Genomic DNA, 24,669 nt, shown 5'->3' on the forward strand with positions numbered 1-24,669 from the left:
GGCCCTAGTCTGAGCGAACCTGACCGCTCTGGATTTGGGCCGTATCGACGTTGGTACCAGCCACCTGACGACCTCCGCCGAGAGGAACCTGAGGATGGCCAAGCCACCGGTTCAGCCGCCGCGAGGTTATGCTGCCAGCTACGGCAATGCCGAACGCACAGGTTTCGGACTTCTCATGATTGGAGCGCCCTGCGGGTGCCGAGAATCCCGTCCGTACAGGTCAGGCGGCATGATCGTATTCGTGGAGAAGTCCGCCGAGACGATCATTCCGGCGGATGCGTAGCCGTGTGATCGCGGCAGGATCGGTGATCGGCTCGGGTAGCGGACGCAGCGGCCGGGCGTTCGCGATACCCCGATGAGGACGATGACGGTTGTGGTGCCGTTCGTACTCGCGCAATGCCCATAGCAGGTGCGTCTGGTTCCAGATCAGCGTCCGGTCGAGCAGTTCATGCCGGCAGGACTGGATCCACCGTTCCATGATCGAGTTCATGCGGGGCATCCGGACGCCGGTGAGCACGACCGTGATGCCGGCGTCGGTGAGGATCGCGTCGAACAACGCCGGGTACTTGCCGTCGCGGTCACGGATCAGGTATTTGATCTGGAGTCCGGTGTCGGCGAGGTCCATGAGTAGGTTCCGGGCCGTCTGGGTCACCCACGCCGCGGTCGGGTGTGCGTTGGCGCCCAGGATGCGTACCCGGCGGGTGGCGTGTTCGATGATCGCCAGGACGTACAGTCGGCTTCCGGCCAGCGTCGTCGTTTCAAAGAAGTCCGCGGCGATGATGGCCTGTGCTTGGGAGCGTAGGAACGTCGCCCAGGTGGTGCTGGTGTGCTGCGATGCCGGGTCGATCCCGGCGTCCTTCAAGATCTCCCACACGGTCGATGCGGCCACTGTGATTCCCAGGACGAGCAGTTCGCCGTGGATCCTGCGGTACCCCCACGAGGTGTTCTCGCGGGCCAGGCGCAGCACCAGCCGGCGGATCGATCGGATGGTGCGTGGCCGCCCGGCCCGTTTGGGTCGGGAGATCCTGGCGTGCCGTCGGGCGATCAGGTTGCGGTGCCAGCGCAGTACGGTCTCCGGGCGGACCAGCAGCCGGATGCAGCGCAGCACGTCTCGGGGCAGCCGGTGCAGCAGCGCGGCGAGAAACGCCCGATCAGCACAGGTGAACCGGATCCTCTCGCCGTGCAGGTGCCGTTCGAGGACCGCGATCTGGTGCCGGAGCGCGAGGATTTCGGCGTCCTTGTCACGGTCACTCATCGGCAGCAGCCGGAGCAGCGCGAGGGCGTTGGTCACGCCGAGGTAAGCCAGTCGGAACAGCACAGTCAGGCATCATCGCCCAGTCATCGCCGCCGATTCGATGCATGCTGGGAACGCCGACCTGTGCAAGGTCCTATTCTGGCGGTCAGAGGGCCGTGACCAGGGCGGACGACGTTGTCGGCACCCGCAAGGTCGGGTTGCCGCACTGGCCAGAGATATTTCAGGAGACGATTCCGATGACGACATCACCCAGTGCCGCATGCTCCGGCCGTCTGGCCGGATTTGCGGGTGCAGTTCATTCCGGGAGTGATCGGCTTCACGAACTGGTAGATGCCTTCGCAGGTCCACCGCGGCGTGACATCAAGGAAGACCTCGCGTCGTTCGTTGGGGAAGCCCGCATTGCTGGTCTTTCCGTAGCCGGTCGTGACTACCTCGCCGGTCGGCACCGCGCCCTGGCTGGGCAGTGCGGGTGCGATGAGGGGCTCCGACAGCAAGATGGGCTGGTCAAGCGCAGGATCGCGAGATCGCCGTCCATTGCCGGGACGCGCTTTCACTCGGTTCGGGCATCGGCCTCGAGCACGGTGAGGTCGCGGGCCGCATACCGGTGATGCTCGGCCTCTTCCTTGCACACCACCGTGAGGCAGCGGCGCACGACGTACTCCCGGTCCGGATATGGGTCCGCCGGCTTGCGACCACACACCCGGTCGAGCTCGGCCTCGGTGAGCTCGTCGACGACCCGGTGCATCGTGGCCATGCGGGCCAGCCGTGGCGCGAGTACCTCGTCGAGCGTCGGGGTGGCATCGAGGGTGAGCCCGAGCTTCGCCGATGCTTCGGCCGGCATCCCGCCGCCAGGAAGGCCCAACGGGTGGTACGGCGCGTCCTCCTCGAGCACGGCGTTGCCGATCCATGCATCGCTGGCCATCAGCAGATGCCGCTGCGTCTCGACGAACGACCACTCGCCGTCGACCTGCTCGTGCAGCTTCGCCTCGGGTAGGCGCCTGGCGCGGTCGAGCGTCTCCTCCCATTGCTTCTCGATGGCATCCCAAGCGGCCCGGTATTCGGCGGCGGACGTGGCCTCACGGGCCAGCACCCGGTTGGGATGCAGCCGGTCGAGCTCGGCCTCGACGTAGGCGGTCACGTCGACGTCGTTGACAACGACACGCTCGAAGCCGCCACCGAGGGAGACGTTGCCCCCATAACAGTCCACAATCTTCAGGCCGGTGACGTCGCAATCGCGAATCTCGAGGCCGGAGAGGTCGCATAGGTGGATGCTGGCACCACGGAACTGGTCACTTTGGGTGTACTCAGCAGGCATCGGGACAGTTTCCCGTATCCGTCCCGCCCGCGCCAGTGAATGGGACAACGTGAGGGTTGCGTGTTGCGTCCGGGTGGGGGAGTGCGGGATCGAGCATCTTGGCGAGCGCTCGACGATCGATCTTGCCCGCGCAGTTGAGATCGCGTTCACGATCGCCCGCAGCTCGTAGTGGCCCTCATGCCCCGACGGCGACGGCCGTTTCACCTTCCACGCCCGCAGAAACGGCTCGATCAGCGCCCACTGCCGGTCGGTCAAGTCACTCGGATAGCCGGCACGCTCACTCATGACCAGCAGTTGGTAGCGGCGGGCGCTCTGGTCGGTCGGGGTGTTGAGCGCGGTGATGTCCTGGGCGGCGGTGAAGTCGGTGTCGCTGACCAGCGCCGGGTGGGCCAGCTCGTGGGAGATGACCCAGTCCGATTTCGGGTTCCAGGCGCGGGTCGGCCCTTGGCTGGTGCGTCTGTCACCGGGCGCGGTCTCGTGGTGGTCGGTGCGTTGCCGGTTCCACACCTGCCTTCCGGTATAGCGGGGGTTGGCCAGGATCGCCGCGACCGTCCGCAGTGTCCACCCCGCCCCGGTGCGGTGTGGGTTGCGGTCGGGGTCGTGCCCGGACGGTGACGGTATGCCGCGCTCGTTGAGGACACGGGCGATGCCCGCGGCGCTGGCGCCGGCGAGCCGCTGAGCGAAGATCCACCCGACGTGCCCGGCGGTGGCGGGGTCAGGGTCGAGGCGGTGCAGTCTCCTCCCCCACCGGGCGTGGATCTGGTTCGGATGCGGTCCGGCGTCGACCAGGCGGTAGCCGTACGGCGGCCGGCCGCCGAGGTGCCGGCCTTGTTCGCGGGCTTGGGTGCACATGGCGGCGGTGGTGCGCATCCGCGAGCGCAGCACCTCGCGCTGGGACTGGTGCCCCAACATCATGATCAGCGCCTGGTGGGTGGGGTCGGCCAGATCGACCGGGCCGTCGGCTTCCGGCAGCCACACCGCGATACCGTGCGACTGCAGGTACGGGATGATCTGCAACGCCTGCCGGCCGGCGAACGCGCGTTCGTACTCGCCGATCACGACCGCGTCGAACCGGCGATCCGGGCGGGACACCTCCGCCAGCAAGGCGGCGGCGTGCGGGCGTTGGTGCCAGGGCAGGCTGCGGGAGTAGCCGGTGTCGAAGAACTCGGCCACGATCAGGCCGTGGCCGGTGATCAACCGGTCGGCGTTGTCGTACTGCCACTGCCGTGACGAAGGCTGGTCCTGATAGCCGTTGGTGGAGATCCGCCCGTAGAACGCGAACCGCAACCCACCCGTCGGCTGGCGCGGACGACGGCCACGGATCCGGGCCCGGGCCAGCGGTCGGCCGAGCCAGGCGGCGAAAAGGTCATCGGGAGCGGTGGTGGTCGGGCCGGTGCTGGTGAGGGGTGTCGACATGGATCTCACCTCGATCCGAGGAACAAAACGTCGATACCCGAAAGACCCACACCGGCGGACCGCATGACGCTGTAGCCCGCCGGATCACCACCACGAATGAACGAGACTCACCCCCCGCTGACGCTCACAGAGCCGAACTAGCCCAGCAACACCACCACGCGCGAACACCGCGCCGTATTCATCTGCCGAGAGCAGTGCGCGTTCAGAAGGCATCGGTCGCCAACTGCCGTGCACACGTGCCTGGTTCACTGGCATACGCTGCCCGGGTGAGTTCGCCAGATGTTCTGAGCATCGACAGGTTGTCAAAGGGCTTCTCGTCGAGTACCTCGGCGAGACGACCACCGACGATCTGGTGGTGGGCGTCGGCGACCCAACACCGTTTTGCGACCGCCTCTGGCACGGACATCCCGGAGTCATCTGGGAGCCGGCACCGCAGCATGTACAAGTGACATGGGTCGGGCTGGAGGACACGGTCCAAAGCTTCGGAACCGGTCACAGCTGCAATGACCGCGGCCTGTACGGACTGGGCATTCTCACAACCTCCGACTATGAAGAGCGACGGCGTCGCGTACTGGCAGGGCAAGCACCTCAGGATTGACCTCGGGCTACGGGCGGACGGTGACGATGCCGACCGTGGCGCGGCCGAGGGAACCGTCCAACGGCCACGTACGGACGGTGAACTCGCCGTCCTCTCGAAGCGGCCCGACGGTGAAGTCGCCCGGGCCGAATGCCACGCCGCGATAGGCGACGGCGTCGCTCAGCGCCCGGTGCACCTCGATCCACAGTCCGGGGGGTGCGCCCGCCTCGCGCGTGGTCATGTCGAAGTCGGTGACGCGCAGGGCGACGAACTGTTCGGACGTACCAGGAAGGCGCAGGTCCTTGTCCTGGCCGACCCGGTCATAGCTCAGCGGTCGGCCGGGGTGGTCGACCCGGGTCGCGCCGACCGCCTGGCGCGACGAGACGGCGACCACGACCCGCAGGGTCGAGGTGGCCTGGATCGGTGCCAACAGCAGCGTGTACGTGCCGACCCGGGACAGGGTCGGCACCGGCACCCGGAACGTCGGGCGCACCTGCGGGCTCTCGGCACTGAAAGCTGCCACGACGGCACCGCCGGGATCAAGCACCGTCGCACGGCTCGCATAGCCGCGCCAGGCGCCGTCGTCGAGCGGGATGTATAGGCCGATGGTGATGTCCTGCCCGATCCGCCCCTCGAACGGGTAGCAGACGGCCAGCCCAGGCTCGGTGGTGGTGGCGTACGCGATCTCGCCGTCCGCGGTCAGCTCGCCTCTGGCCTGGCAGGCCGGCCCGGCGGACGCCGCCGCGGGCGGGCCGACGAGGGTAACGCCCAAGGCAATGACCACGACCGAAGCCATGATCCCGATTCTTCTCATGGCTCCACCCTCACCCGGTCGCGGGCGACCGGCCAGGGGTTTCGACATGTCTTCATCGGACGTTGTCATGCGTGGAGAACTGGGCAGAAACGTAAATCCGGCGGTGCCGCACACGCGGCACCGCCGGATCTTCTGCTGGTGTTACCAACCTTGGCGGTTGCCGTCCGTCCCGTGCCGGCCCCCGGGCGGACGCTGTACCAGCGCGCGCACGGCCACGGGCGTCCGCAGCATGGAGACCGGCTCCGACGGGACCGCACTGAATTTGCCGTGTCGAGGGCGGCGGCGGTTCGACTTGCGGTGACGCACCGCAAGCTATGGCTGCCTTCTCCGCTCTCGAGCAAACCTCCGACACTCTCGACGACCGTGTTTTGCAGGCGGCAGTTGCCGCGTACCTGGGCCGCTACCGAGGCCATTCCGGGCCAAGCGGTGCGGATGCCGGAAATTGCGTCCGCGCTGGTCATACGGGCCTCCTCCACGTGTTCGTGGAGGAGGCCGTCGAGCCGTTCGCGTCGCCGGATGCGCAGGGTGCGCGTGTGGCGGGATCAGTGATCGGCGTTCGATGGTCTTGAGCAGAACGGGGTCGCCGTCGATGACGTGGCTGCGTTCCCGGAGGGCTTACCGGTGGGCGTCGAGCCAGGCGATGATGTCGTCGAGTACCTGGTCTCGTTCCGGCTCGTTATGCGGCTCGTGGTAGAGCCCTTCGTAGATCTTGAGTGTGAGGTCCGGGGAGCCGGCGCGCTCGCGTACGAGGGCGCTGGTGGTTGGTGGCACGAGCCGGTCGGCGCTGCCGTGAAGTACGAACAGCGGCAGGGTGAGCGCGGTAAGCCGGGACGGCATCGCGGTGGCGGTCAGCATGAGTTCGGTGCCGGTGCGTGCGGTCATCTTGCCGAGGTAGTTGAGCGGGTCGGAACAGTAGGCGCGGACCACATCGGGGTTCCGGCTGATCGTGTTCGGGTCGAGGGCCAGCATGCCGAGATTGGGCAGCATGGCGGAGACCAGGGGCGCGAGCAGTCTCAGCGCACCGGTGACGGCACTGGTGTCCAGTGCCGGCGCGGAGATGATCCCACCTCGTACGCAGCCAGCGGGTGTCCCGGTCAGGTACTGCAACGCGATCAGGCCGCCGAGGCTGTGTCCGTAAACGAACACCGGCGCGCCGGGATGGACCTCCGTGGCCATGCGGGTCAGTGTGTCGACGCCGTGTACGGCGGCGGCCATGCTGGTGATGTTGCCCCGCTTGCCCGACGATTGGCCGTGCCCGGGATGGTCCAGGGCGTGGACGGCATAGCCGGCGGCAGTGAGCCGTTCGGCGACGGGTCGGTATCGGCCACTGTGCTCGTGCGCTCCGTGTACGACGATGACCAGCCCGGTGGGTGCTTCGGGGCTCCAGCTCTGCCAGTATTGGTGGTTGGTCAGCCGGCCCTCGGCGTGTGTCTGGGTCATGAGAGGCTCCAGGTGTAGGTATGAAACGCCGGGCCGGCACCGTGGTTTCCTCGGGCATTGAGTCTCGGCTCCAGCACCGGCGGGGAGCCGGGCCACCGAGCCGACCGGTGTCGCCGTCGAACCGCCAGTGGCTTGGACCGTACCGTGCGGTTCGACCCGGCGCACGGGTCAGGCCGCCGCCGATGAGTGGGACGATGCGGATCGACCGGTACCTGGCGTGCCTTCACCCGGTCATCCTGAAAGCCATGGTGACCTGCGCATCCGCGAGGCAGCAACCGAACCTTTGGGGCAGTCCCTGTGGCGAAGATTACCGCCGTGATCGGCGTGGAATCCTGCCTCTACGAAACGATCGGCGAACCCCGCTCTGTCTGGCTCCTGTTCGGGTTTGCGGATGCCGAAAACCCATCTGTGCAGCTCACGCCGCATGATCGTATTCGTGGAGGAGTCCGCCGAGACGATCATTTCGGCAGACGCGCAGACGTGTGATCGCGGCAGGATTGGTGATCGGCTCGGGTAGCGGACGCTGGGGGCGGGCGTTCGCGATACCCCGGTGAGGACGATGACCGTTATGGTGCCGTTCGTACTCGCGTAGCGCGTGTAGCAGGTGCGCCTGGTTCCAAATCAGGGTTCGGTCGAGCAGTTCATGGCGGCAGGACTGGATCCACCGTTCCATGACCGAGTTCATCCGGGGCATGCGGACACCGCTGAGCACCACGGTGATGCCGGCGTCGGCGAGGATCGCGTCGAACAGTGCTGGATACTTCCCATCACGATCCCGGATCAGGTACTTCACCCGGCAGCCGGCATCGTGTTCCGCACCGGGTTTGATGGAGACGGTCTTACCGGCACGGGGCGAGGCCCACATGTATCCGCCACCGGCGTAGATACCGACGTGTGTGCCGTACGAGCCGGAGCGGAAGACGAGCAGGTCACCGGCCTTCTTGCTGCCCTTGCTGACCGACATGCCGTACTTCTGCTGCGAGTTGGCCTTGTGCGGCAGCTTCTTGCCGGCGGCCTTTCTGTAGACGTACATCGTGTAGCCCGAGCAGTCGAACCGCTTGGGACCCGCCGCGCCGAACACATAGCGGGCGCCCTTGTGCTTCGTCGCCTCGGCGAGCACCTTCGCACCGTTGGCCTTCACAGTGATCCGGGTGGACGCGGTGGCGACCGAACTGAAGCCCTCGGTACCGGCGTACACGGTGCGGAAGTACATCGAGGCCGAGGGCTTGGTCGCGAAGGAGACCGTTCCACTGGAGGCTGTCGACTTCGTCTGGTAGGTCTTCCACGCGTTGCCGGTCTTGGTTCGCAGCTGCAGCGTGACCTTGCCGGTGACGGCCTCGCCGGTCGCGGGGTTGATCAGCTTGGTGTCACCTTGACTGTGGAGCCCCATCCGATCGACCTTTTGCTGTACGAGGTCTTCACGCTGGGCGTTACCGTCGCGGCGGCGGTGGCGGCCGTGACGGGCACCGGAGCAGACCACCTTCGCCGAACCTGAGTATTGATCTACGACCACAGCCCGGCCAGGGCTTGGTCGAGGTGACCGGCGCGATCGCTCCCGCAGCACGCCGCGTGCTGTGGGTCAGGCTGCGACTGAACGCGCGGCCGAATGCCGCTACCGGCCCTGATCAGTGAAGGCATGGCTCGCTGCGCGGAGATCAACGCCGCAGAAGCCGGACACCCCGTCGAGACCTCCGCACGGGGCGCCGGGGTAGCAGCGGAACCAGATCGACGCGCGTCACCGCCTTTTCGTCCCTCTGTCATGGAGAAGTCCCTCCGGGGCAACGCCGCCGACGGGGACTGTTCGATGAATGCATCGATGATTCCCACTGTCACGGCTCGAAGAACACGCGGTCAGTCACCTGACGGCGCGCGGGCTGAACCCCTCATGCGGAGGAAGGACAGGATGACTATCACCAGGACGGCGATGCGCGCCCTCTGTGTCGCCGCAACAGTCACCGCCACCCTCGTGGCAGCCGCCACGACTGGCCAGGGGGCCGCAGCTCAGGTGCCAGCCGCCGTCGAGAACTTCACCCTCATCATGCTGCCGGACACCCAGTACGCGTCGCAGAGCTGGCCGCAGGTTTACCGGGCCCAGATGCAATGGGTCGATGATCAGCAGGCCGCCCGAAACATCAAGTACGTGCTGCACGTCGGTGACGTGGTCGACGACTCCGACCAGCAGTACCAGTGGAACAACAGCAAGAGCGCCATGGGCCTGCCCACCGACGATGTCCCGTACATCATCGGCCCCGGCAACCATGACCTCGACTCGACGAGCACCCGCGCGGCGACTCGGTACAACAGCAACTACCCGCGCAGCACCTTCACCGCGCTGCCCTCGTTCGGGGCGACCTACCCGGCCACCGCCAACGACAACACCTACCACGTCTTCACCGCCGGAGGGGCGAACTGGTTGGTGCTGGCGCTGAAGTACCAGCCCAGCGACACCGAGATCGCCTGGGCGAACCAGGTCGTCTCCGCCCACCCGAACCACAACGTCATCCTGGTCACGCACGCTTATCAGAACGGCACCGCAAAGGACTCCACCGGCAACAGGCTGTGGACCAATCTCGTCAGCAAGCACGCCAACTTCCGGTTCACGTTCTCCGGTCACTACGTGAACGCGGGCGTCATCACGCAGCAGGGAATCGGCGGCAACACCGTGCACCAGATCCAGGCCGACTACCAGAACCTCATCTTGCGGGACCCCAACAGCTACCTGCGGGTCATGACGTTCAACCCGACCAACAAGACCGTCGACGTCAAGACCTACTCGCCGTACCTCAACAGGTACATGACCGACGTGAAGAACCAGTTCGTGCTCACCAACGTCAACCTCGTGCCCGTCGGGTAGCACAACGCAGGTTGCCGGAGGCGTGGCATCCGCTGCGCCTCCGGCAACCTCTGTCGAGGAGTTCATGTGACATCCAGGACGTTCGCTGTCGTCCTTGCAGGACTATCGCTTGTGGCAATCTCGGCCTGCGGCGCGCCGGCACGGAGTGCTTCCGGCGGCACCAGCACGGCCGCATCCACGCCCCCCGATCGGAGGAGCATCTGTGCGTCCGTGACACAGGCTGGCACGACTGCCCTCGGCAGGATCAGCACGTTGTCGAAGACCCTGGCAGGCGGCGACGTGTCGGCGGGCGAGATGGCCAAGGCCACCAACGACCTGAAGGTCGCACTCACTGAACTGCACTTCACCATCTCCACGGACATCGACAACACCAGCGACCCGCAGCTCAGAACAAAGCTCACCGCCTATCAGGTCTCGGTAGAGAACGCGATCGTCGCCGCCGAGGGAGCTGATGGTGACGTGGTCAAGCTGCTCGCCGCGACAACGCTGCCGGAAATGCGGACCGCGCAGCAAGGCGTTAAGGAGACCTGCCGGTGAAGAGCAGACCCCTGCTACCGAGATCCTCCCGTCCGGCGCTCCAGGGCAGTCGGCGCTTCCGGCCGCGCCTGGCGGCCAGGGTCGTCATCCCTGACTCGCCGCTGCGGACGGCTCACCGGACTGCTTGGCGGCCTGGGCGGGGACTGTCTCGTTTGACAGTCCCCGGGCCGGTCGCCGTGCCGGCGTCCATGACTTGACTACCGCGTGGCGTTCAGACGGAGGCCAGTTCGGGCACGCCGCTGGCCAGGGTGTCGTCGGCGTTGCGGACGTAGGCTGTGTGGCTCGCTAACCGTTTCCGGTCGGTGGTGGGCGGCGGACTTCGACTCGTGAACTGGGCGGACCGTCAAGGACCCTGTGTCGGTATTCTCTGCGCGTCCCCGCTTGTGCGGGGGACGCGCGCTTGGTGATCGGCTGCGCTACCTCGTTCGGGGCCAAATGGAGGCTCACCGGCCCGGCCGCAGGGAGCCATCGACTCGCCGCTGTGCGGCCCCGCCTGGCCCGGTCGGCGCCGTTGGTCAGTGCGCGAACCGTTCGGCTTCGATGCCGGCCTCGCGTAGCTGCAGCAGGGTGGCCTCGTGGTCAACCCGAAGCCGAAGTGTCGATACCGGGCCCGACGCATCCGTTGACTGCTGTCCACAACCTGCGGGCATTGCCCGCCCGGGCTGTGGACACAGTGGTCGGCGGCCTACACCCGGGTATGGGTGCGCCGGCTGCCGGGCGGGAGCGGGACCAAGGCGAGCAAGGCGGCGGTCGGAGGGCACCGTGCCATGCCCTTGGGCGTTGATCTCCAGTCGGAACTCACTGGTGCCGACCCCGTTCGTGCGGCGGCCGCATCAGGCGCCAGGTGCGATGGCGCGGTAGAGGAAAGAGACGGAGGTGTTTTCCTCAGAACCTGGCGCCTGTGGCCGATGTTGACAGATGAACGAGGACTCCATCAAGGGGTCGGGGAAGGGATGGGTGGTCGATGGATTACCGCGCAGAGGTAAGGCCGGCCCGCCCCAGTACGGATGCAGCACCTGCACGTTCGTAGGCGCCATCCGTCTCCTCGATGGGGCGGGCCTCGGCGCGTTAGGGCAGCACGACTGCGGTAGCCCTCTCGCGGCTACCGTCCACAGCCCGCGAATAGCACATGTGTACCAAATGATGGGTTCCTGTGAGTGCTGTCGGTCATGCCCTGGGCCTGACTAAGGCGTCAGTTGGCGAGTCTGAGTGTCCGCCTGATGGAGCGGTTGACCGCAAAGATCAACACTCAGGCGCCTGTCGACCATGCATCGTTAACTTGCTGTTCAGTCTCCGGCTCCAGCTCCGCAGCTTTCACCGGCGAACACTGAGCTGGACAGGTCGGATACATGGGCTACGCGATGATCACTCTTGTGGTACTGGCGATGACTCTGCTGGGCGGCACAACGTGGCTGGCGCTGGACCAGCCAGTCACCCGGCATCCCGAGCTGAACCGGAAGATGACCGCGGCCGGCTTGCTGTTATGCCTGGTGGCAGTCGTAGCCGTATTCGCCTCGGCCCTCGTGATTTCGCCGTGACCTGGTGAACTTTCATGGCAGCACTCGACCTCGGTCGCGTTGACCAGAGAATCCCCCGACAGCGCCTCGACGGTCTTGGTGACCCGTACCAGCATTGGCTGTGGCCGTGCGGCAATCCGCCCCTGGAGGTACGCGCCCCCGGTCGGTGTGCCGCCGCGTCCCAGTCGGCCTCGGAAGAGGTAGCCGGAAACGAGGAGGGCCCTACAGCGGCAAGAAGCCATCTGGGGCCTTCGAAGTCGCGTCATGCAAGCGCGAAGGACGCTTCCACGATCAGAAGTCGATCAACCACGCTGCGTCGTTGCAGTTCTGTGACGTGCCCGGCTGGAGACTCTCTCCTGCGCTTCACCATCGACCTCCACGTCGCTGAGCGGCGATCTTGCGCAGGGAAGGGTGGTGGGTGGAGTTGGTGCGGTTTGGTGCCTCTGTGGGCGTAGGTGCTGCTAGTGCCGAGGCAGGTGTAGCCATTTGGGGCTGGCCGCGCACGGGGTTTCGGCGATCGTTGACATTCGGCCGGTCATTGGACGGGCTGTGCTCAGTCAACGGCGGCAGCCCGACAACGCCATGACCTGGCCGTCATGCCGCGACCTCGCGGACGCGGTTTGAGGGGAATCCGGGTCATTCCGGGCGGCATCTTGCCAGACTGGGAGGAGAGCACGGCTCAGTGCCGCGCTGGGGCACCGTGAGGAGCGCAGCGACATGACGACTCAAACCAGAGCTGATCCCGTTAGCCAACAGACGGGCAAGGACTACAAGGCGGGCGCGGAGACGGGTGTGGCCACCCGGAACAAGCTCAACAACGACGAAGGCAAGATCAGCATCGCGCAGGGCGTGGTCCAGAAGATCGCGGGCATGGCCTGCCGCGAGATGTCCGGGGTGCATTCCATGGGTACGGGCGGATCCCGGGCGTTCGGCGCCATCCGCGAACGGATACCGGGAAGCTCGGGCCCGAACGTCGCGCAGGGCGTCGGCGTCGAGGTCGGCGAGACGCAGACGGCCATCGACTTGGACATCGTGGTGGAGTACGGCGTCAGCGTCGCGGAGCTGGGTCGCAGCATCCAACGCAACGTCAAGACTTCGATCGAACGCATGACGGGTCTCGAGGTCGTCGAGGTCAACGTCAACGTGGATGACGTCAACCTGCCCGACACCGGCGACGAGCCCGAGCAGACGCGGGTCACATGAACGTGGCCGCCGCGGCCCGCCTGGAGACCGCGCTGATCGACGGTGTCGACGCCGACGCGGTGGCGTCGGCGACGCGGGGCTGTCCGGACGTGGAAGATCTCTGTGGGGACCCGCTCGGCGATATCGCCACCTACCTGCCGGGCCGCCGACTGCCGGGCGTGCGGATCGACCGGGAGGCGGTGCTGGTACAGATACGCGCCCGCTGGAACACCCCGGCGGCAACAGTCGCGCACGAAATCCGCGCGGCCGTCGCGGGCCTGGCCCCCGGCCGACGGATCGACGTGACGATCGCCGACGTGGGCGACCCGCAGGCCCTGCCGAGCGCGGCGGCGAACCCGAACCCGGGCCCGGAGAAGAAGCCGCACAAGGGCGCCCGCCGTGCGCGCGCCGCAGCCCCGTAAGACCACGGTCGGGAGGGCTCTGATGGACGACGGTTGGGCGCGGGAGCGCCGCGAGTTCATCCGCAACCACCACCCTGACCGGGGCGGTGACGGGACCGAGTTCATCGCGGGTCTGGCCAGATACGAACGCATGGGACCGCCGGAGCGGGCACGGTCACACGACGACCGGAGGGTACGCGTGGTGGTGGTGCCGCGCCGGTCGCTGTGGTCCCGGCTGATGCACGCGTGGCACGACTGTCGTCACCCGCACCGGCCTCGGGTGCATTGACCGATCCGGCACTGACCATTGTGTATGGACGGGACGGTGAGCTGACATGACTCGTACGATCTTCGGTACCGCCGTGGGCCTCGCGCTGGGCATGGTCCTGGCCTTCGGCGGTTTGGGGGAGATGCTCGTGGTGGCTTTGTTCATGCTTCTCGGCGGCGTCGTGGCCAAGGCCCTCGGCGGTGAGCTGGACCTGATGCCGTACATATCCGGACGGCGGAGTACCCGGTGACCGTGACCGTTCCCGGGACGGTGGAGATCAGCGCGGCGGCCGTGGCCAAGCTGGCGGCCCAGATCGCGTCTGAGAACCCCGACGTGGGCGGGACGGCCGGCCTCCTGGGTCGCACCGTGCCCGGCGGGAGTCACCTCGGCGCCCGGCAGACCAGTCTGACCTCGCTGCCGAAGGTGTCCGCAGAGGTCGACGGCGACCGTGTCTTCGTCGACCTGGCGATCAGCGTGCGGTGGCCGGCGTCCGTGCCGACGGTCACCACCGACCTGCGGGAACGGCTACGGAGCAGGTTGGGCGCGTGGACCGGCCTCACCGTCGCGGAGGTCGACATCGCGGTCACCGGCCTGGTCGCCGACCAGCCCGGGCCGAGAGTCAGGTAAACCGCCATGCGAATCACCAACCGCCTCCTGGCAGCGCTGTTCGCTCTCGCGCTCATCGTCGGCGGGGTGATCCTGGTCGTCGAGGTCGTGGCGCAGTGGACCGGCGCCGACCCGGTAGTGCTCGACTGGCCGGCCGTCTACGCCTGGGCGCATCACACCACCTGGAGCGCGACCCACGTACGCCTCATCAGCGTCATGCTTGCCCTCGCCGGCCTTGCGCTGCTGTGGGCGCAGCTCAAACCTCGCCGACCTGGCCGGCTCGCGCTCGTGGTCGGCCACCCCGCCACGGACGCCGCCGTCACCCGCCGGGGAGTGGCCCGCTCGTTGGCCGCCGCGGTGAGCCGCGTCGAGGGCGTGCACGACGCACACGTGGTCGTCAAACGAAGAAAGATCAAGATCTCCGCCCGTACCCGCGGCGGGCGCACGGCGGACGTGGCGGTGCGGCGCGAGGCGATGACCCGCACGGCACAGCAGCGCCTGGACGCATTGCTGCTGCGCAGAACGCCCACCCTGGTGGTTCGCCTGTCGGCGAGGGCGCACTGATGCACGCCGACCGCGCCAATCGTGTCCTGTTGGGACTCATCGGTCTCACGCTCCTGGCCGCCGGAGTCGCCGCCCTGCTAGCCGGCGGTGGTCGCCTCGGCATAGCCCCGCCCGACAGCCCCGTGCTCGACCCCGCGGTGGTCCATTTCGTGGCCGAGAACAGTGCATGGTGGTGGCCGGCCGTGGCGGCCACCGGCGTGGTCATGGTGCTGTCGGGCGGCTGGTGGCTGCTCGCCGTCCTGCTCTCCACGGACCGCATCCACGGGGTCAGAATTCCCACGGACCCCAATGCCGGTGCGACCACCCTGGCCGGCGGGGCCGTCGGCCAGGCCATCGAAGCGGAAATCGAGGCCTACCGGGGCGTCCGGGCGGCGAGCAGCAGACTGCGCGGCACGCCCGAGGAACCCGCGCTTGCCGTCAGCGTCACCGTCGATCAGGCGGCCGACATCGGGGCGTTGTGCCAACGCATCGAGGCCGGTGCCCTCGCCCACGCGCGACAAGCCCTCGACCGCCCCGACCTTCCGGCCGCGTTGGACATCACCGTCAGCCGCCGCCCGGCAGGGCGGGTCGACCGGGCCTGAGCGACCGTCGGCTTCCGGCGCCTAACCAGCCGGCCCCAGACCCCGTCAGGCAGCGATGCGGAGGTCTGGTGCCTGCCGAGTTCGAACCGGTAGGCCGCGACAATGTGCTCCTGCTTTCAGGGGCTCGTCCGGCAGGGTCATCTCCAGCAGGCCGATTACCTCGCCGCGATCGGTCACGGGCGCCAGCACCGTCCACCCGTCGGTCTCCGCGAGGGTCTGCACCGTCTGGGTGTGCAGCGCCTGCTCGGCCGGGCCGCCGTCGAAGGGCACCACAGTGGCGGCCTCGTCACCGTGATGCCGGCGCCCGCACCGCTGGACGGCATGTGAGCCGGCCGGACCAGCGTCTGGCCGCTGAGATCGGCAATCAGGAACGAGACGGTACGGCGCCCAGCGCTGCGGCGAGTTCCCGGGTGACCGCGTCGACCGTGTCCAGAGGCGGGGCGTTCTCCGCCGCGTCGACGGCACCCAGACCGATTTCGTACGGGTTCCGTTCGCCGACACCTCGACCTACCTGATCCCGGCCGGCCTGGATGACGAAGCCGTGCTGATGCTCTCCGACATCCTGCCGACCGGCCACGAGGTCGGTGTCGTCAGCGGCGGCATCAGGGCCGGTGACACCGTGGCGATCGTCGGCGCCGGACCGATCGGACTGTCCGCGATCATGAGCGCCCGGCTCTACAGCCCCAGCCACATCATCGCCATCGACCTCGCCGACACCCGCCTGGAGGCCGCGAAACAGTTCGGCGCCGACGTCACGCTCAACCCGGCCCGGCAGGATCCGGCACAGATCATCGCCGGGCTCACCGACGGGCTCGGCGCAGACGTCGCGATCGAGGCCGTCGGGCTGAGCGTCACCTTCGAACTGTGTACCCGCCTGGTACGCCCCGGCGGCCACGTCGCCAACGTCGGCGTCCACGGCAAATCGGCGACGCTGCACCTGGAAGACCTGTGGACGCGCAACATCACCATCACCACCGGCCTCGTCGACACCTGGTCCACCCCGACGCTGCTGAAGTTGCTTCGCACGGGACAACTCGCCCCGCAGAGGTTCGTCACCCACCGGTTCTCGCTCGACCGGGTCGTTGACGCCTACGAGGTGTTCAGCCGCGCCGGCGACACCGGCGCAATCAAGGTTCTGCTGCACAAGTAGCGGTCCGGTCAGAACGCATCGCCCACGGATGACGGCGCACAGCGGTCGGCTGTGTCGGCGGAGGTCTGTAACCGCTGCCTACGGTGGTGTTCATCGCCTGCCTGGTCCGGTCGATGGGTCGGGTGCATGCGACGGTCGAGGCGGATCGCGGCGTAGCCGAGGGTGGAGGCGGCCGTGACGATCAGCAGGTCGGTGATCGCTATTGGTTGGGTGCCGAGAAGTTCCCGCAGGGGTGGGGCGTAGATGGCGGCGAGTTGGAGCAGCAGCGCGGCGCCGACGGCCGCGAACAGCATGGGGTTGGCCCTGGTGCCGGGGCGGGCACGGGACCCGAGGGCTACCGCCAGTTGGGTGACGCCCAGCGCGAGGAAGGTCAGGGTCTGCCAGGGCCGGCCGGTGGCGTGCGCCCACACGCCGACGCCGATGGTCACTGCGGCGATGACCGTGCCGACGCGCAGGACACGTTGCCAGAGGCCGGCGCCGAGGATGGTTTCGGCCGGCGGGCGCGGTGGCTTGTGCATGGCGTCGGGGTCGGCGGGTTCGCTGCCCATGGCCAGGCCCGGCAGACCGTGGGTGATCAGGTTGATCCAGAGGATCTGGGCCGGGAGCAGAGGCAGCGGCAGGCCCACGAATGGCCCGGCGAGCATCACGGTGATCTCGGCGGCGCCGCCGGACAGGGCGTAGAGCAGGAACCGGCGGATGTTGGCGTAGACGCGGCGGCCCTCCTGGACGGCGGCGACGACGGTGGCCAGCTCATCGTCGGCGAGGACCAGGTCGGCGGCCTGGCGGGCGACCTCAGTGCCGCGTTTGCCCATGGCTACGCCGATGTCGGCACGGTGCAGGGCGGGGCCGTCGTTGACGCCGTCGCCGGTCATCGCCACGACTTCCCCGGTGGTGCGCAGCGCGTCAATGATGGCGACCTTCTGCTGCGGGGTGGCGCGGGCGAAGACCCGCACGCCGCGGGTGGCTGCCGGGCCGGGGTCGGTGGTACGGCAGTCGACCGTCTGGTCGCCGGCGGCGATGATGCCGAGGTCGGCGGCGATCGCCGCCGCGGTGGCCGGGTGATCGCCGGTGATGAGGACCGGGGTGATGCCGGCGTGCCGGCAGGCGGCGATGGTGGCGGCCGCGGAGGCGCGCGGCGGATCGAGGATCGCGACGAGGCCGAGCAGCTGCAGCTCGTGCTCGTAGTCGCGGATGTCGTCCGGCATGGTTTCGCGGCTGGTCTGGGCCACCGCGAGGACCCGGAAGCCGTCGCGGGCGAGCGCGTCGGCCCGGTCCGCGGCTTGGCGTAGCACGTCAGCGGGGTCGGTCAGGATCGCCGGCTGTAGCAGCGATTCCGGGGCGCCCTTGCAGATGATCTGTGTGCGGCCGTCGGGTAGCCGATGTGCGGTGCTCATGCGTTTGCGGTCGCTGTCGAACGGCTCCTCACCCTGGCGTGGCCGGGACGTGTGCAACGCGTCGGCGTCGATGCCGAGCTTGCCGCCGACGGTGAGCAGCGCCGCTTCGGTGGGATCGCCGACGGGCAACCAGTCTTCGTTGTCGGGGCCGGGTGGGCGCAGCGACGCGTCGCTGCAGAGCACGGCCGCCCGCACCAGCTGCTGCAGGTCGATGGCCTGGTCGGGCGCGATGGCATGGCCGCCGCGGTTGATCTTTCCATCGGGGGCGTAGCCGACGCCGCCGACGGATGCGTCGCCGTGAGCGGTGGTCCACAGCTGTCGGACGACCATGGTGCCTTCGGTGAGGGTGCCGGTCTTGTCGGTGGCGAGGATCGTCACCGAGCCGAGGGTCTCCACGGCGGGCAGCCGGCGGATGACCGCGTGGCGGGCGGTCATCCGACGTGCGCCCAGGGCCAGGCTGAGGGTGACCACGGCCGGCAGGGACTCGGGTACGGCGGCCACGACCAGGCTGATCGCGGTGACGATCATCAGCTGCAGGGGTTGTCCGCGGACCAGCCCGAGGGCCAGGACCAACCCGCACAGCAGCAGCGCTCCGATAGCGAGTTGCCGGCCGACGCCGGCCAGGCGCCGCTGTAGTGGAGTCAGTCCGGGGCTGGTGACCAGCATGGCGGCGATGCGGCCCATGGCGCTGGCCGCGCCTGTGGCGGTAACCACCGCGTGGCCGCGGCCGCGGACGATTACGGTGCCGGCTGACACCACTGTTGACGCTGTTGTCGTGCCGGCGCCGGCGGACTTGTCGACGGGCGCTGATTCACCGGTCAGTGCTGCCTCGTCGACGAGTAGGGCAGCCGACTCCACGACGCGGGCGTCCGCAGGCACGACGTCACCTTCGGCCAGGACCAGTAGGTCGTCGGCGACGAGGTCGGCGGCGGGGACTTCGCGTTGCGTGCCGTCGCGGATCACCCGGGCGGCTGGGGCGGTCAGTGCGGACAGGGCGGTGATGGCCCGTTCGGCTTTGATCTCCTGTATCACGCCGACGGTGGTGTTCACGACGATGACCAGCAGGATCACGGCCGCGTCGGTGAAGTCGGCGGTGGCGAGGGTGAACCCGGCGGCGGCGAGCAGGACCAGCACCAGCGGGTCCCGTAGCTGTGTGGCGATCCTGCGCCATAGCGGTGTGGGCTGCGGCGACGGCAGCACGTTGCCGCCGTCGCGGACCAGCCGCGCCGCGGCGTCGCGCGACGACAGGCCACCGCTTCCGGGTGGGTTGAGGCGGGCGGCATCGGGGTCCCCGTGCGGTCCGGTGGTGACGGCGTCGTCCGGTGCGGGCTGGAGCTTGGGTGCGGTCATGCCGGTCGCGCCTTGTCCGATCGTGTTGATGGCCCCACGACTTTGCGGGACCGGGGATGGGCGGCGGTCTTCAGACCTGTTCGATGATCTGGTTGGTGGGTAGTCGCGGTGTGTGTGGGGCTGGACCGTCGGCCGGGTCGTGTGTGCCGAAGCGCAATACCAGATACGGGTGATCGAGGTCGGCGAGCAGGTGGCGGATGAGTGCCCGGGTGGCGCTCACCTCGATGGTGGCGCTGAGGGGCACAACGGCGACACCGAGTTCGGTGGCGGTCAGCCAGGCGGCGGACAGCGCTTCGCCGGCGCGTAGCCAGTCGAGGGTGGTGTCCTCGGCTCCATAGAGGATCGCGAAGTCGGCCGTGCGGTCGTGTGCGTCGGAGACGAGCAGGTCTCCGTGGTGGCCGAAGTCGCGGCCGGGCACGGTGGTCCGGGGGGTGTCGTGGGGGATAGCGGCGTCCGGGATGCCGCTGCCGAGCAGCCGGTTGCCGCCGGTCCAGTACCCGAGTTCTGCCTGCCAGGCGGTCTCGTCGGCTTCGGTGCGTTGGGCGTGGTCGGCGGCGGTGGCCAGGTCGTACACCTCGTCGGGGCGCAGCAGGTGCAGTCCGGTGCCGGCGGACTCGACGGCGGCGGTGATGGATCGCAGCGTGTCGGCGTCCACCGGGGCGCCGCGGGTGGGCCGGCGGTCGGTGTGGCGCAGGCCGATGGTCTGCAGATGGCGTATCGCCGCGGGTTCGACCGGGATCCGATGGTCGAGGCGTAGCTGTGCGAGGTGGTCGGGGTTTTCGGTATCGGGCAGCCGGGCCAGTAGGGCGTGCCAGCCGTCGGCGGCGAGGCTGACCTGGGCGTGGTGTAGCGCGGCGCCGCAGCTCAGGATGGCGAGGCGGGAGTCGGGGTCGGTGACCTCGAGACCACGGCTGTGATCGAGGTACAGGTCGAGTTGGTTGTCCATGAGGCGCCAGCGCCACGGCTGGGTGTTGTGGATGGAGGGTGCGTGTCCGGCCGTGACTGCCGCGTTGGACAGCGCCTGTGCCTCGGCGCGAATATCGACGGCTTGCGTGGGCGTATCGGTGGTCATGATGGCTTCCTCTCCTGCAACGGGGAGTGGACGTCGGCCGGTCAAGGCGTCGGGGCCGCACCCAGTCGGTGATCTCTGGCAGGTCCTGGTCGGTACAGCGGACGTGGGCCCGGTGTTCGGCCCGCGTGCCGACCACTTGCCGGCGCACGGCGCCGCGGCGGCCGAGTCCCGGGGACGCGGCCGATCACCTCGATGACGAGGTACAAGCGGTCCACGTCGTTGACGACGAGCATGTCGAACCGCGTGGTTGCGGTTTCTTCCTCCTTGTAGCCGCGGACGTGCAGGTTTGTGGTGGTTGGTGCGCCGGTAGGGTCAGCCGGTGGACCAGCCGCGGGTAGCCGTGATAGGCCACGATCACCGGCCGGTCGGCGGTGAAGAGGGCGTCGAACTCGGGATATCCGTGCTCGGGAACAATCTGCGCTAGGAACGCACCTGATCGTCGCGGAGGCGGAGAGAACGCCCACGTGCCGCAACGGCCAACTACCGGCCACCCGGGTCCCGGGGCGACACCTCGACCCTACGCCTGTTCGCGCTCACACCACGGCACCCGGCGCTGCCCGCGTGCTTATCCGCGGCCGTCCCTATCCAGAGGCCGCGTGGAGACGGACCCGCGACGGCGCCAGCCGCCCGTCAGGATCGCTGATCTGCAGGATCCAGCTAGGTTCGAGATGCAGATCCAGCCTGACACCGGCGAGCCGCCACCGCCACGGCCGAGTGTTGGATCGACGGGGCGTACCCGGCGGCGGATGCCGCATCGGCCAGGGCATGGGTGGCGAGCCGAAGATCGGTGGGGTGGGTCAGGGCATCGCTGTCCATGATTGGCGTCCTCTGTTGTCTCGGTCATGCTGCCGGCCAGGTCCAGTCGCGGATCTCGGGCAGGTCCTCGCCGGTACGACGGACGTAGGCGCGGTGCTCGGCGCGCTTGTCGACCATCTGCTGCCGTAGGACCGCGGCACGGCGGCTGAGACCGGGGACCCGGTCGATGACGTCGATGACGAGGTGGAAGCGGTCCATGTCGTTGACGACGACCATGTCGAACGGCGTGGTCGTGGTGCCCTCCTCCTTGTACCCGCGGACGTGCAGGTTGTGGTGGTTGGTGCGCCGGTAGGTGAGCCGGTGGATCAGCCAGGGGTAGCCGTGGTAGGCCATGATGATCGGCCGGTCGGTGGTGAAGATCGCGTCGAACTCGGGGTCCGACAGCCCGTGCGGGTGTTCGGAGTCGGGTTGCAGCCGCATCAGGTCGACGACGTTCACGACCCGTACCTTGAGGTCGGGCAGGTGCCGGCGGAGCAGGTCGGTCGCGGCGAGGATCTCGTACGTCGGTACGTCGCCGGCCGCGGCGAGGACTACCTCGGGGTCCCCGTTGTCGTTGCTCGCCCAGTCCCAGATGCCGAGGCCGCGGGCGCAGTGCAGGGCGGCGTCGTCCATGTCCAGCCAGGTGGGTGCGGGTTGTTTTCCGGCGACGATGACGTTGACGTAGTCACGGCTGCGCAGGCAGTGGTCGGCGACCGAGAGCAGGGTGTTGGCGTCCGGCGGAAGGTAGACCCGGACGACCTCGGCCTTCTTGTTGACGACGTGGTCGATGAAGCCGGGATCCTGGTGGGAGGTGCCGTTGTGGTCCTGGCGCCAGACGTGTGAGGTGAGCAGGTAGTTCAGTGATGGGACGGGTTTGCGCCAGCCGAGGTGCCAGGTGGTCTTGAGCCATTTGGCGTGCTGGTTGAACATCGAGTCGACGATGTGGATGAACGCCTCGTAGCAGGAGAACAGGCCGTGCCGGCCGGTCAGCAGATAGCCCTCCAGCCAGCCCTGGCAGGTGGTCTCGGACAGGATCTCCATGACCCGGGGCCGTGCCGATCGAGATGCCGGTCCACGTCGTCAACGCGGGCCTGCCAGGCCTTTGCGGTGGTGTCGAGGACCGCGCCGAGCCGGTTCGACTCGGTCTCGTCCGGTCCGACCACCCGGAAGTTTCGGTACTCGGCGTTCGCGGCCATCACGTCGCGCAGCCAGCCACCAAGCACCCGGGTCGCCTCGGCCGTCTCGCCAGCCTTGACGCCGTAGCCGCGGAAGTCGGGCAGCTCCAGGTCGCGCGGGAACCGGCCGCCGTTGGTGTGCGGGTTCGCCGACATGCGCAGCTCACCGCGCGGCAGCCAGTCGACGATCTCCGGTCGCGGTGCGCCCTGGTCGTCGAAGAGCTCTTCCGGCCGGTAGGACAACATCCACGCCTGCAAGGCGTCGAGGTGCACGGCGTCGTCGCGGGCCGCGGTAAGGGGCACCTGGTGGGCGCGCCAGGTGCCCTCCACCTGCAGGCCGTCGACCGTTGCGGGACCGGTCCAACCCTTGGGGGTACGCAGCACGATCATCGGCCAGCGTGGGCGCTCGACGGTGTCGCCGCAGCGGGCGGCCCGCTGGATCTCGGCGATCTCGTCGAACACGGTGTCGAGGGTCGCGGCGAGGAGCTGGTGGACCCTGGCGGGGTCGTCGCCGGCGACGAGGTAGGGCTTGTGGCCGTACCCGGTGAGGAGCGCTGCCAGCTCGTCGTCGCCGATGCGGGCGAGTACCGTCGGGTTGGCGATCTTGTAGCCGTTGAGGTGCAGGATCGGCAGGACCGCGCCGTCGCCGACCGGGTCGAGGAACTTGTTCGAGTGCCATGACGCGGCGAGCGGGCCGGTCTCCGCCTCGCCGTCGCCGATGACGCAGGCCACGACCAGGTCGGGGTTGTCCAAGGCGGCACCGTAGGCGTGGGCGAGGGAGTATCCGAGCTCGCCCCCCTCGTGGATCGACCCGGGGGTCTCCGGTGCGACGTGCGAGGGGATGCCGCCGGGGAACGAGAACTGGGTGAAGAGCCGCTCCATGCCGGTCGCGTCCCGCGAGATGCGCGGGTACACCTCGGAGTAGGTGCCCTCCAGCCAGGTGTTCGCGACCAGGCCGGGCCCGCCGTGGCCGGGACCTGTCACGTAGATGACCTCCCGCCCGCGGGCGGCGATGATCCGCGACAGGTGTGCGTAGAGCAGGTTCAGGCCCGGGGTGGTACCCCAGTGCCCGAGCAGCCGCGGCTTGACCTGGGCGGGCTCCAGCGGCTCGCGCAGCAGCGGGTTGCCCATCAGGTAGATCTGCCCGACCGACAGATAGTTCGCGGCACGCCAGTACGCGTCGAGGCGCTTCAGTTCATCGACGCCCAACGGTTCGTCCTCGGCGACCTCGAAGATCGAGGAGTCGACGGGAGGTGCGGTTCGGGTCGCGGTCATGATGGACCGCCGCCTTTCCGATCGGTGCTCGTATGCCGCGCGATAACAACAGGAATGCCGGCGACACGCCCGGTTCCTGATCTCGACCACGGCCGGATTGTCGTGCCCGAGAGAAATCTGCGCGAGAAACGCGACTGATCGCCGCAGCGGCGAAGAACGTCAACGTGCCCACCACGGCCGGCCGCCAACCACCGGGGTCCAGAGCGGACACCTCGACACTACGCCAGTCCGCCGCAGCCGTCGGCACCGTCGCCCCCGGTCAGCCCGCCACGCGATATGAGCGTACGGTGAGACTTGTCGCTCGAGACCCCGGTGGCTGCCTGCCCGCCCGCCGCCGTCGATCCGCCCCCTGAGCCGGGGTGACGCTGCCGAGCCGACCAGCCCATCACTCGGTACGCCCGCATCGGCATGAGCGGCGTCGCCTACTGCCTCGTCCGTGGAACATGCCTCCGAGCAAATGCGAAGGAACGTGAGCGCGATGGTCAACATCGCCAACGGTCACGAAACCCCTGCCCCCACCACGTCCATCGACCAGACGGAGCGGGACACCGCGGCCCACCGGCTCGACACCGCCCGGCACGCCACCGCCGGGCCGGACACCGTACTGTCCGGGACCGGGTCGGCGGCCACTGCGGCGCGTTACCTGCTGGCCGGCATCCGGCTCGCCCTCGGCTGGATCTTCCTGTGGGCGTTCCTCGACAAGCTGTTCGGCTTGGGCCACAGTACCGTCGCCGCGAAGTCGTGGCTGAACGGCGGCAGCCCCACCGCCGGGTTCCTCGGCAAGTCCGCCAGCGGCCCGTTCACCGGCTTCTACCACTCGATCGCCGGCAGCGTCGTCGCCGACGCGTTGTTCATGGCGGCCCTGCTGGGCATCGGTGTCGCACTGATGCTCGGCATCGGCATGCGGATCGCCGCCGGTGCCGGCGCGCTGCTGACCGTGCTGATGTGGACCGCTGTCCTGCCCCCGTCCAGCAACCCGTTCATGGACGACCACCTCATCTACGCCGCCGTCCTCGTGGTCCTGGCTCTGCTGGGCGCCGGCAACACCCTCGGCCTCGGCCGCTGGTGGACGGCCACCCCGCTGGTACGACGCCACACCTGGCTCACCTAGGCCGGCACGCGTGGCCCGGG

General features: G+C 68.4%; 20 protein-coding genes and 4 pseudogenes. 12 read left to right on the plus strand and 12 right to left on the minus strand.

Going from position 1 to position 24,669, the window contains the following annotated elements:
* Positions 1-220: 220 nt before the first annotated feature.
* The 8 genes and pseudogenes from AB0B58_RS22755 to AB0B58_RS22790 form a co-directional block, all read right to left on the minus strand.
* A complete protein-coding gene (locus AB0B58_RS22755; RefSeq protein WP_360226805.1) occupies positions 221-1,318 on the minus strand; it encodes an integrase core domain-containing protein in 1,098 nt (365 codons plus the stop codon).
* Between the two features lie 182 nt (positions 1,319-1,500).
* Positions 1,501-1,749, minus strand: a complete 249-nt coding sequence (locus AB0B58_RS22760) for a trypsin-like serine protease (protein WP_214324877.1) — start codon at positions 1,747-1,749, stop codon at positions 1,501-1,503.
* A gap of 56 nt (positions 1,750-1,805) precedes the next feature.
* Positions 1,806-2,570: a DinB family protein gene (locus AB0B58_RS22765; RefSeq protein WP_360227333.1), complete on the minus strand. Its 765-nt coding sequence runs from the start codon at positions 2,568-2,570 to the stop codon at positions 1,806-1,808.
* A 138-nt stretch (positions 2,571-2,708) separates the two neighbouring features.
* Positions 2,709-2,855, minus strand: a pseudogene (locus tag AB0B58_RS22770) (IS5/IS1182 family transposase); the annotation flags it as partial.
* Positions 2,856-2,921: 66 nt separating this feature from the next.
* Positions 2,922-3,986 (minus strand): annotated as a pseudogene (locus AB0B58_RS22775) (recombinase family protein); the annotation flags it as partial.
* Between the two features lie 605 nt (positions 3,987-4,591).
* Positions 4,592-5,359 (minus strand): hypothetical protein, encoded by a 768-nt coding sequence (locus AB0B58_RS22780; protein WP_360226808.1) that lies wholly within the window; start codon positions 5,357-5,359, stop codon positions 4,592-4,594.
* A 633-nt stretch (positions 5,360-5,992) separates the two neighbouring features.
* Positions 5,993-6,817, minus strand: a complete 825-nt coding sequence (locus AB0B58_RS22785) for a lysophospholipase (protein WP_360226811.1) — start codon at positions 6,815-6,817, stop codon at positions 5,993-5,995.
* Between the two features lie 415 nt (positions 6,818-7,232).
* Positions 7,233-8,297 (minus strand): NlpC/P60 family protein, encoded by a 1,065-nt coding sequence (locus AB0B58_RS22790; RefSeq protein WP_360226814.1) that lies wholly within the window; start codon positions 8,295-8,297, stop codon positions 7,233-7,235.
* A gap of 423 nt (positions 8,298-8,720) precedes the next feature.
* Here AB0B58_RS22790 and AB0B58_RS22795 point away from each other — a divergent pair, with 423 nt between their 5' ends.
* From AB0B58_RS22795 to AB0B58_RS22845, 11 genes are all read left to right on the plus strand, one after another.
* Positions 8,721-9,671: a metallophosphoesterase gene (locus AB0B58_RS22795; RefSeq protein WP_360226817.1), complete on the plus strand. Its 951-nt coding sequence runs from the start codon at positions 8,721-8,723 to the stop codon at positions 9,669-9,671.
* A gap of 252 nt (positions 9,672-9,923) precedes the next feature.
* The gene (locus AB0B58_RS22800; protein WP_360226820.1) at positions 9,924-10,208 is read left to right on the plus strand and encodes a hypothetical protein; all 285 of its coding nucleotides are present in this window, start codon (positions 9,924-9,926) and stop codon (positions 10,206-10,208) included.
* A 1,349-nt stretch (positions 10,209-11,557) separates the two neighbouring features.
* On the plus strand, positions 11,558-11,746 hold the full coding sequence (locus AB0B58_RS22805) for a hypothetical protein (protein WP_360226823.1): 189 nt from the start codon (positions 11,558-11,560) through the stop codon (positions 11,744-11,746).
* A 696-nt stretch (positions 11,747-12,442) separates the two neighbouring features.
* On the plus strand, positions 12,443-12,928 hold the full coding sequence (locus AB0B58_RS22810; RefSeq protein ID WP_360226826.1) for an Asp23/Gls24 family envelope stress response protein: 486 nt from the start codon (positions 12,443-12,445) through the stop codon (positions 12,926-12,928).
* Entirely contained in the window at positions 12,925-13,329 is a 405-nt protein-coding gene (locus tag AB0B58_RS22815; RefSeq protein WP_360226829.1) for a hypothetical protein, read from the plus strand. The genes AB0B58_RS22810 and AB0B58_RS22815 overlap by 4 nt, the downstream gene beginning before the upstream one ends.
* 22 nt (positions 13,330-13,351) lie before the next feature.
* Complete coding sequence (locus AB0B58_RS22820; protein WP_360226832.1) at positions 13,352-13,597, plus strand: hypothetical protein; 246 nt, start codon at positions 13,352-13,354, stop codon at positions 13,595-13,597.
* Between the two features lie 46 nt (positions 13,598-13,643).
* The gene (locus AB0B58_RS22825) at positions 13,644-13,826 is read left to right on the plus strand and encodes a hypothetical protein (protein ID WP_360226835.1); all 183 of its coding nucleotides are present in this window, start codon (positions 13,644-13,646) and stop codon (positions 13,824-13,826) included.
* Positions 13,823-14,203, plus strand: a complete 381-nt coding sequence (locus AB0B58_RS22830; protein ID WP_360226838.1) for an Asp23/Gls24 family envelope stress response protein — start codon at positions 13,823-13,825, stop codon at positions 14,201-14,203. The genes AB0B58_RS22825 and AB0B58_RS22830 overlap by 4 nt, the downstream gene beginning before the upstream one ends.
* Positions 14,204-14,209: 6 nt before the next feature.
* The gene (locus AB0B58_RS22835; protein ID WP_360226841.1) at positions 14,210-14,746 is read left to right on the plus strand and encodes a DUF6286 domain-containing protein; all 537 of its coding nucleotides are present in this window, start codon (positions 14,210-14,212) and stop codon (positions 14,744-14,746) included.
* A gap of 29 nt (positions 14,747-14,775) precedes the next feature.
* The gene (locus tag AB0B58_RS22840; RefSeq protein WP_360226844.1) at positions 14,776-15,327 is read left to right on the plus strand and encodes a hypothetical protein; all 552 of its coding nucleotides are present in this window, start codon (positions 14,776-14,778) and stop codon (positions 15,325-15,327) included.
* Between the two features lie 547 nt (positions 15,328-15,874).
* Positions 15,875-16,477: a zinc-binding dehydrogenase gene (locus AB0B58_RS22845; RefSeq protein WP_360227336.1), complete on the plus strand. Its 603-nt coding sequence runs from the start codon at positions 15,875-15,877 to the stop codon at positions 16,475-16,477.
* An 8-nt stretch (positions 16,478-16,485) separates the two neighbouring features.
* Here the strand turns inward: AB0B58_RS22845 and AB0B58_RS22850 are convergent, their stop codons facing one another.
* From AB0B58_RS22850 to AB0B58_RS22865, 4 genes and pseudogenes are all read right to left on the minus strand, one after another.
* On the minus strand, positions 16,486-19,221 hold the full coding sequence (locus AB0B58_RS22850; RefSeq protein WP_360226847.1) for a cation-translocating P-type ATPase: 2,736 nt from the start codon (positions 19,219-19,221) through the stop codon (positions 16,486-16,488).
* A 70-nt stretch (positions 19,222-19,291) separates the two neighbouring features.
* Positions 19,292-20,293 carry an Acg family FMN-binding oxidoreductase gene (locus AB0B58_RS22855; RefSeq protein WP_360226850.1) on the minus strand — a complete coding sequence of 334 codons (1,002 nt, stop codon included), beginning with the start codon at positions 20,291-20,293 and terminating at the stop codon, positions 19,292-19,294.
* A gap of 130 nt (positions 20,294-20,423) precedes the next feature.
* Positions 20,424-20,696, minus strand: a pseudogene (locus AB0B58_RS22860) (phosphoketolase); the annotation flags it as partial.
* A 437-nt stretch (positions 20,697-21,133) separates the two neighbouring features.
* A pseudogene (locus tag AB0B58_RS22865) lies at positions 21,134-23,538 on the minus strand (phosphoketolase family protein).
* A gap of 457 nt (positions 23,539-23,995) precedes the next feature.
* On the opposite strand from AB0B58_RS22865, the gene AB0B58_RS22870 reads away from it, so the two are divergent.
* Positions 23,996-24,649 (plus strand): hypothetical protein, encoded by a 654-nt coding sequence (locus AB0B58_RS22870; RefSeq protein WP_360226853.1) that lies wholly within the window; start codon positions 23,996-23,998, stop codon positions 24,647-24,649.
* Positions 24,650-24,669 lie beyond the last annotated feature (20 nt).

It is taken from the genome of Actinoplanes sp. NPDC049118 (genome assembly GCF_040648555.1).
Classification (GTDB): Bacteria; Actinomycetota; Actinomycetes; order Mycobacteriales; family Micromonosporaceae; genus Actinoplanes.

Bases quoted from the DNA above. Each gene is read 5' to 3' on its own strand.
- AB0B58_RS22845 (WP_360227336.1), top strand. From the start codon at position 15,875: ATGCTCTCCGACATCCTGCCGACCGGCCACGAGGTCGGTGTCGTCAGC.
- AB0B58_RS22795 (WP_360226817.1), top strand. From the start codon at position 8,721: ATGACTATCACCAGGACGGCGATGCGCGCCCTCTGTGTCGCCGCAACA.
- AB0B58_RS22825 (WP_360226835.1), top strand. From the start codon at position 13,644: ATGACTCGTACGATCTTCGGTACCGCCGTGGGCCTCGCGCTGGGCATG.
- AB0B58_RS22820 (WP_360226832.1), top strand. From the start codon at position 13,352: ATGGACGACGGTTGGGCGCGGGAGCGCCGCGAGTTCATCCGCAACCAC.
- AB0B58_RS22870 (WP_360226853.1), top strand. From the start codon at position 23,996: ATGCGAAGGAACGTGAGCGCGATGGTCAACATCGCCAACGGTCACGAA.
- AB0B58_RS22765 (WP_360227333.1), bottom strand. From the start codon at position 2,570: ATGCCTGCTGAGTACACCCAAAGTGACCAGTTCCGTGGTGCCAGCATC.
- AB0B58_RS22780 (WP_360226808.1), bottom strand. From the start codon at position 5,359: ATGGCTTCGGTCGTGGTCATTGCCTTGGGCGTTACCCTCGTCGGCCCG.
- AB0B58_RS22805 (WP_360226823.1), top strand. From the start codon at position 11,558: ATGGGCTACGCGATGATCACTCTTGTGGTACTGGCGATGACTCTGCTG.
- AB0B58_RS22855 (WP_360226850.1), bottom strand. From the start codon at position 20,293: ATGACCACCGATACGCCCACGCAAGCCGTCGATATTCGCGCCGAGGCA.
- AB0B58_RS22850 (WP_360226847.1), bottom strand. From the start codon at position 19,221: ATGACCGCACCCAAGCTCCAGCCCGCACCGGACGACGCCGTCACCACC.
- AB0B58_RS22785 (WP_360226811.1), bottom strand. From the start codon at position 6,817: ATGACCCAGACACACGCCGAGGGCCGGCTGACCAACCACCAATACTGG.
- AB0B58_RS22810 (WP_360226826.1), top strand. From the start codon at position 12,443: ATGACGACTCAAACCAGAGCTGATCCCGTTAGCCAACAGACGGGCAAG.
- AB0B58_RS22815 (WP_360226829.1), top strand. From the start codon at position 12,925: ATGAACGTGGCCGCCGCGGCCCGCCTGGAGACCGCGCTGATCGACGGT.
- AB0B58_RS22835 (WP_360226841.1), top strand. From the start codon at position 14,210: ATGCGAATCACCAACCGCCTCCTGGCAGCGCTGTTCGCTCTCGCGCTC.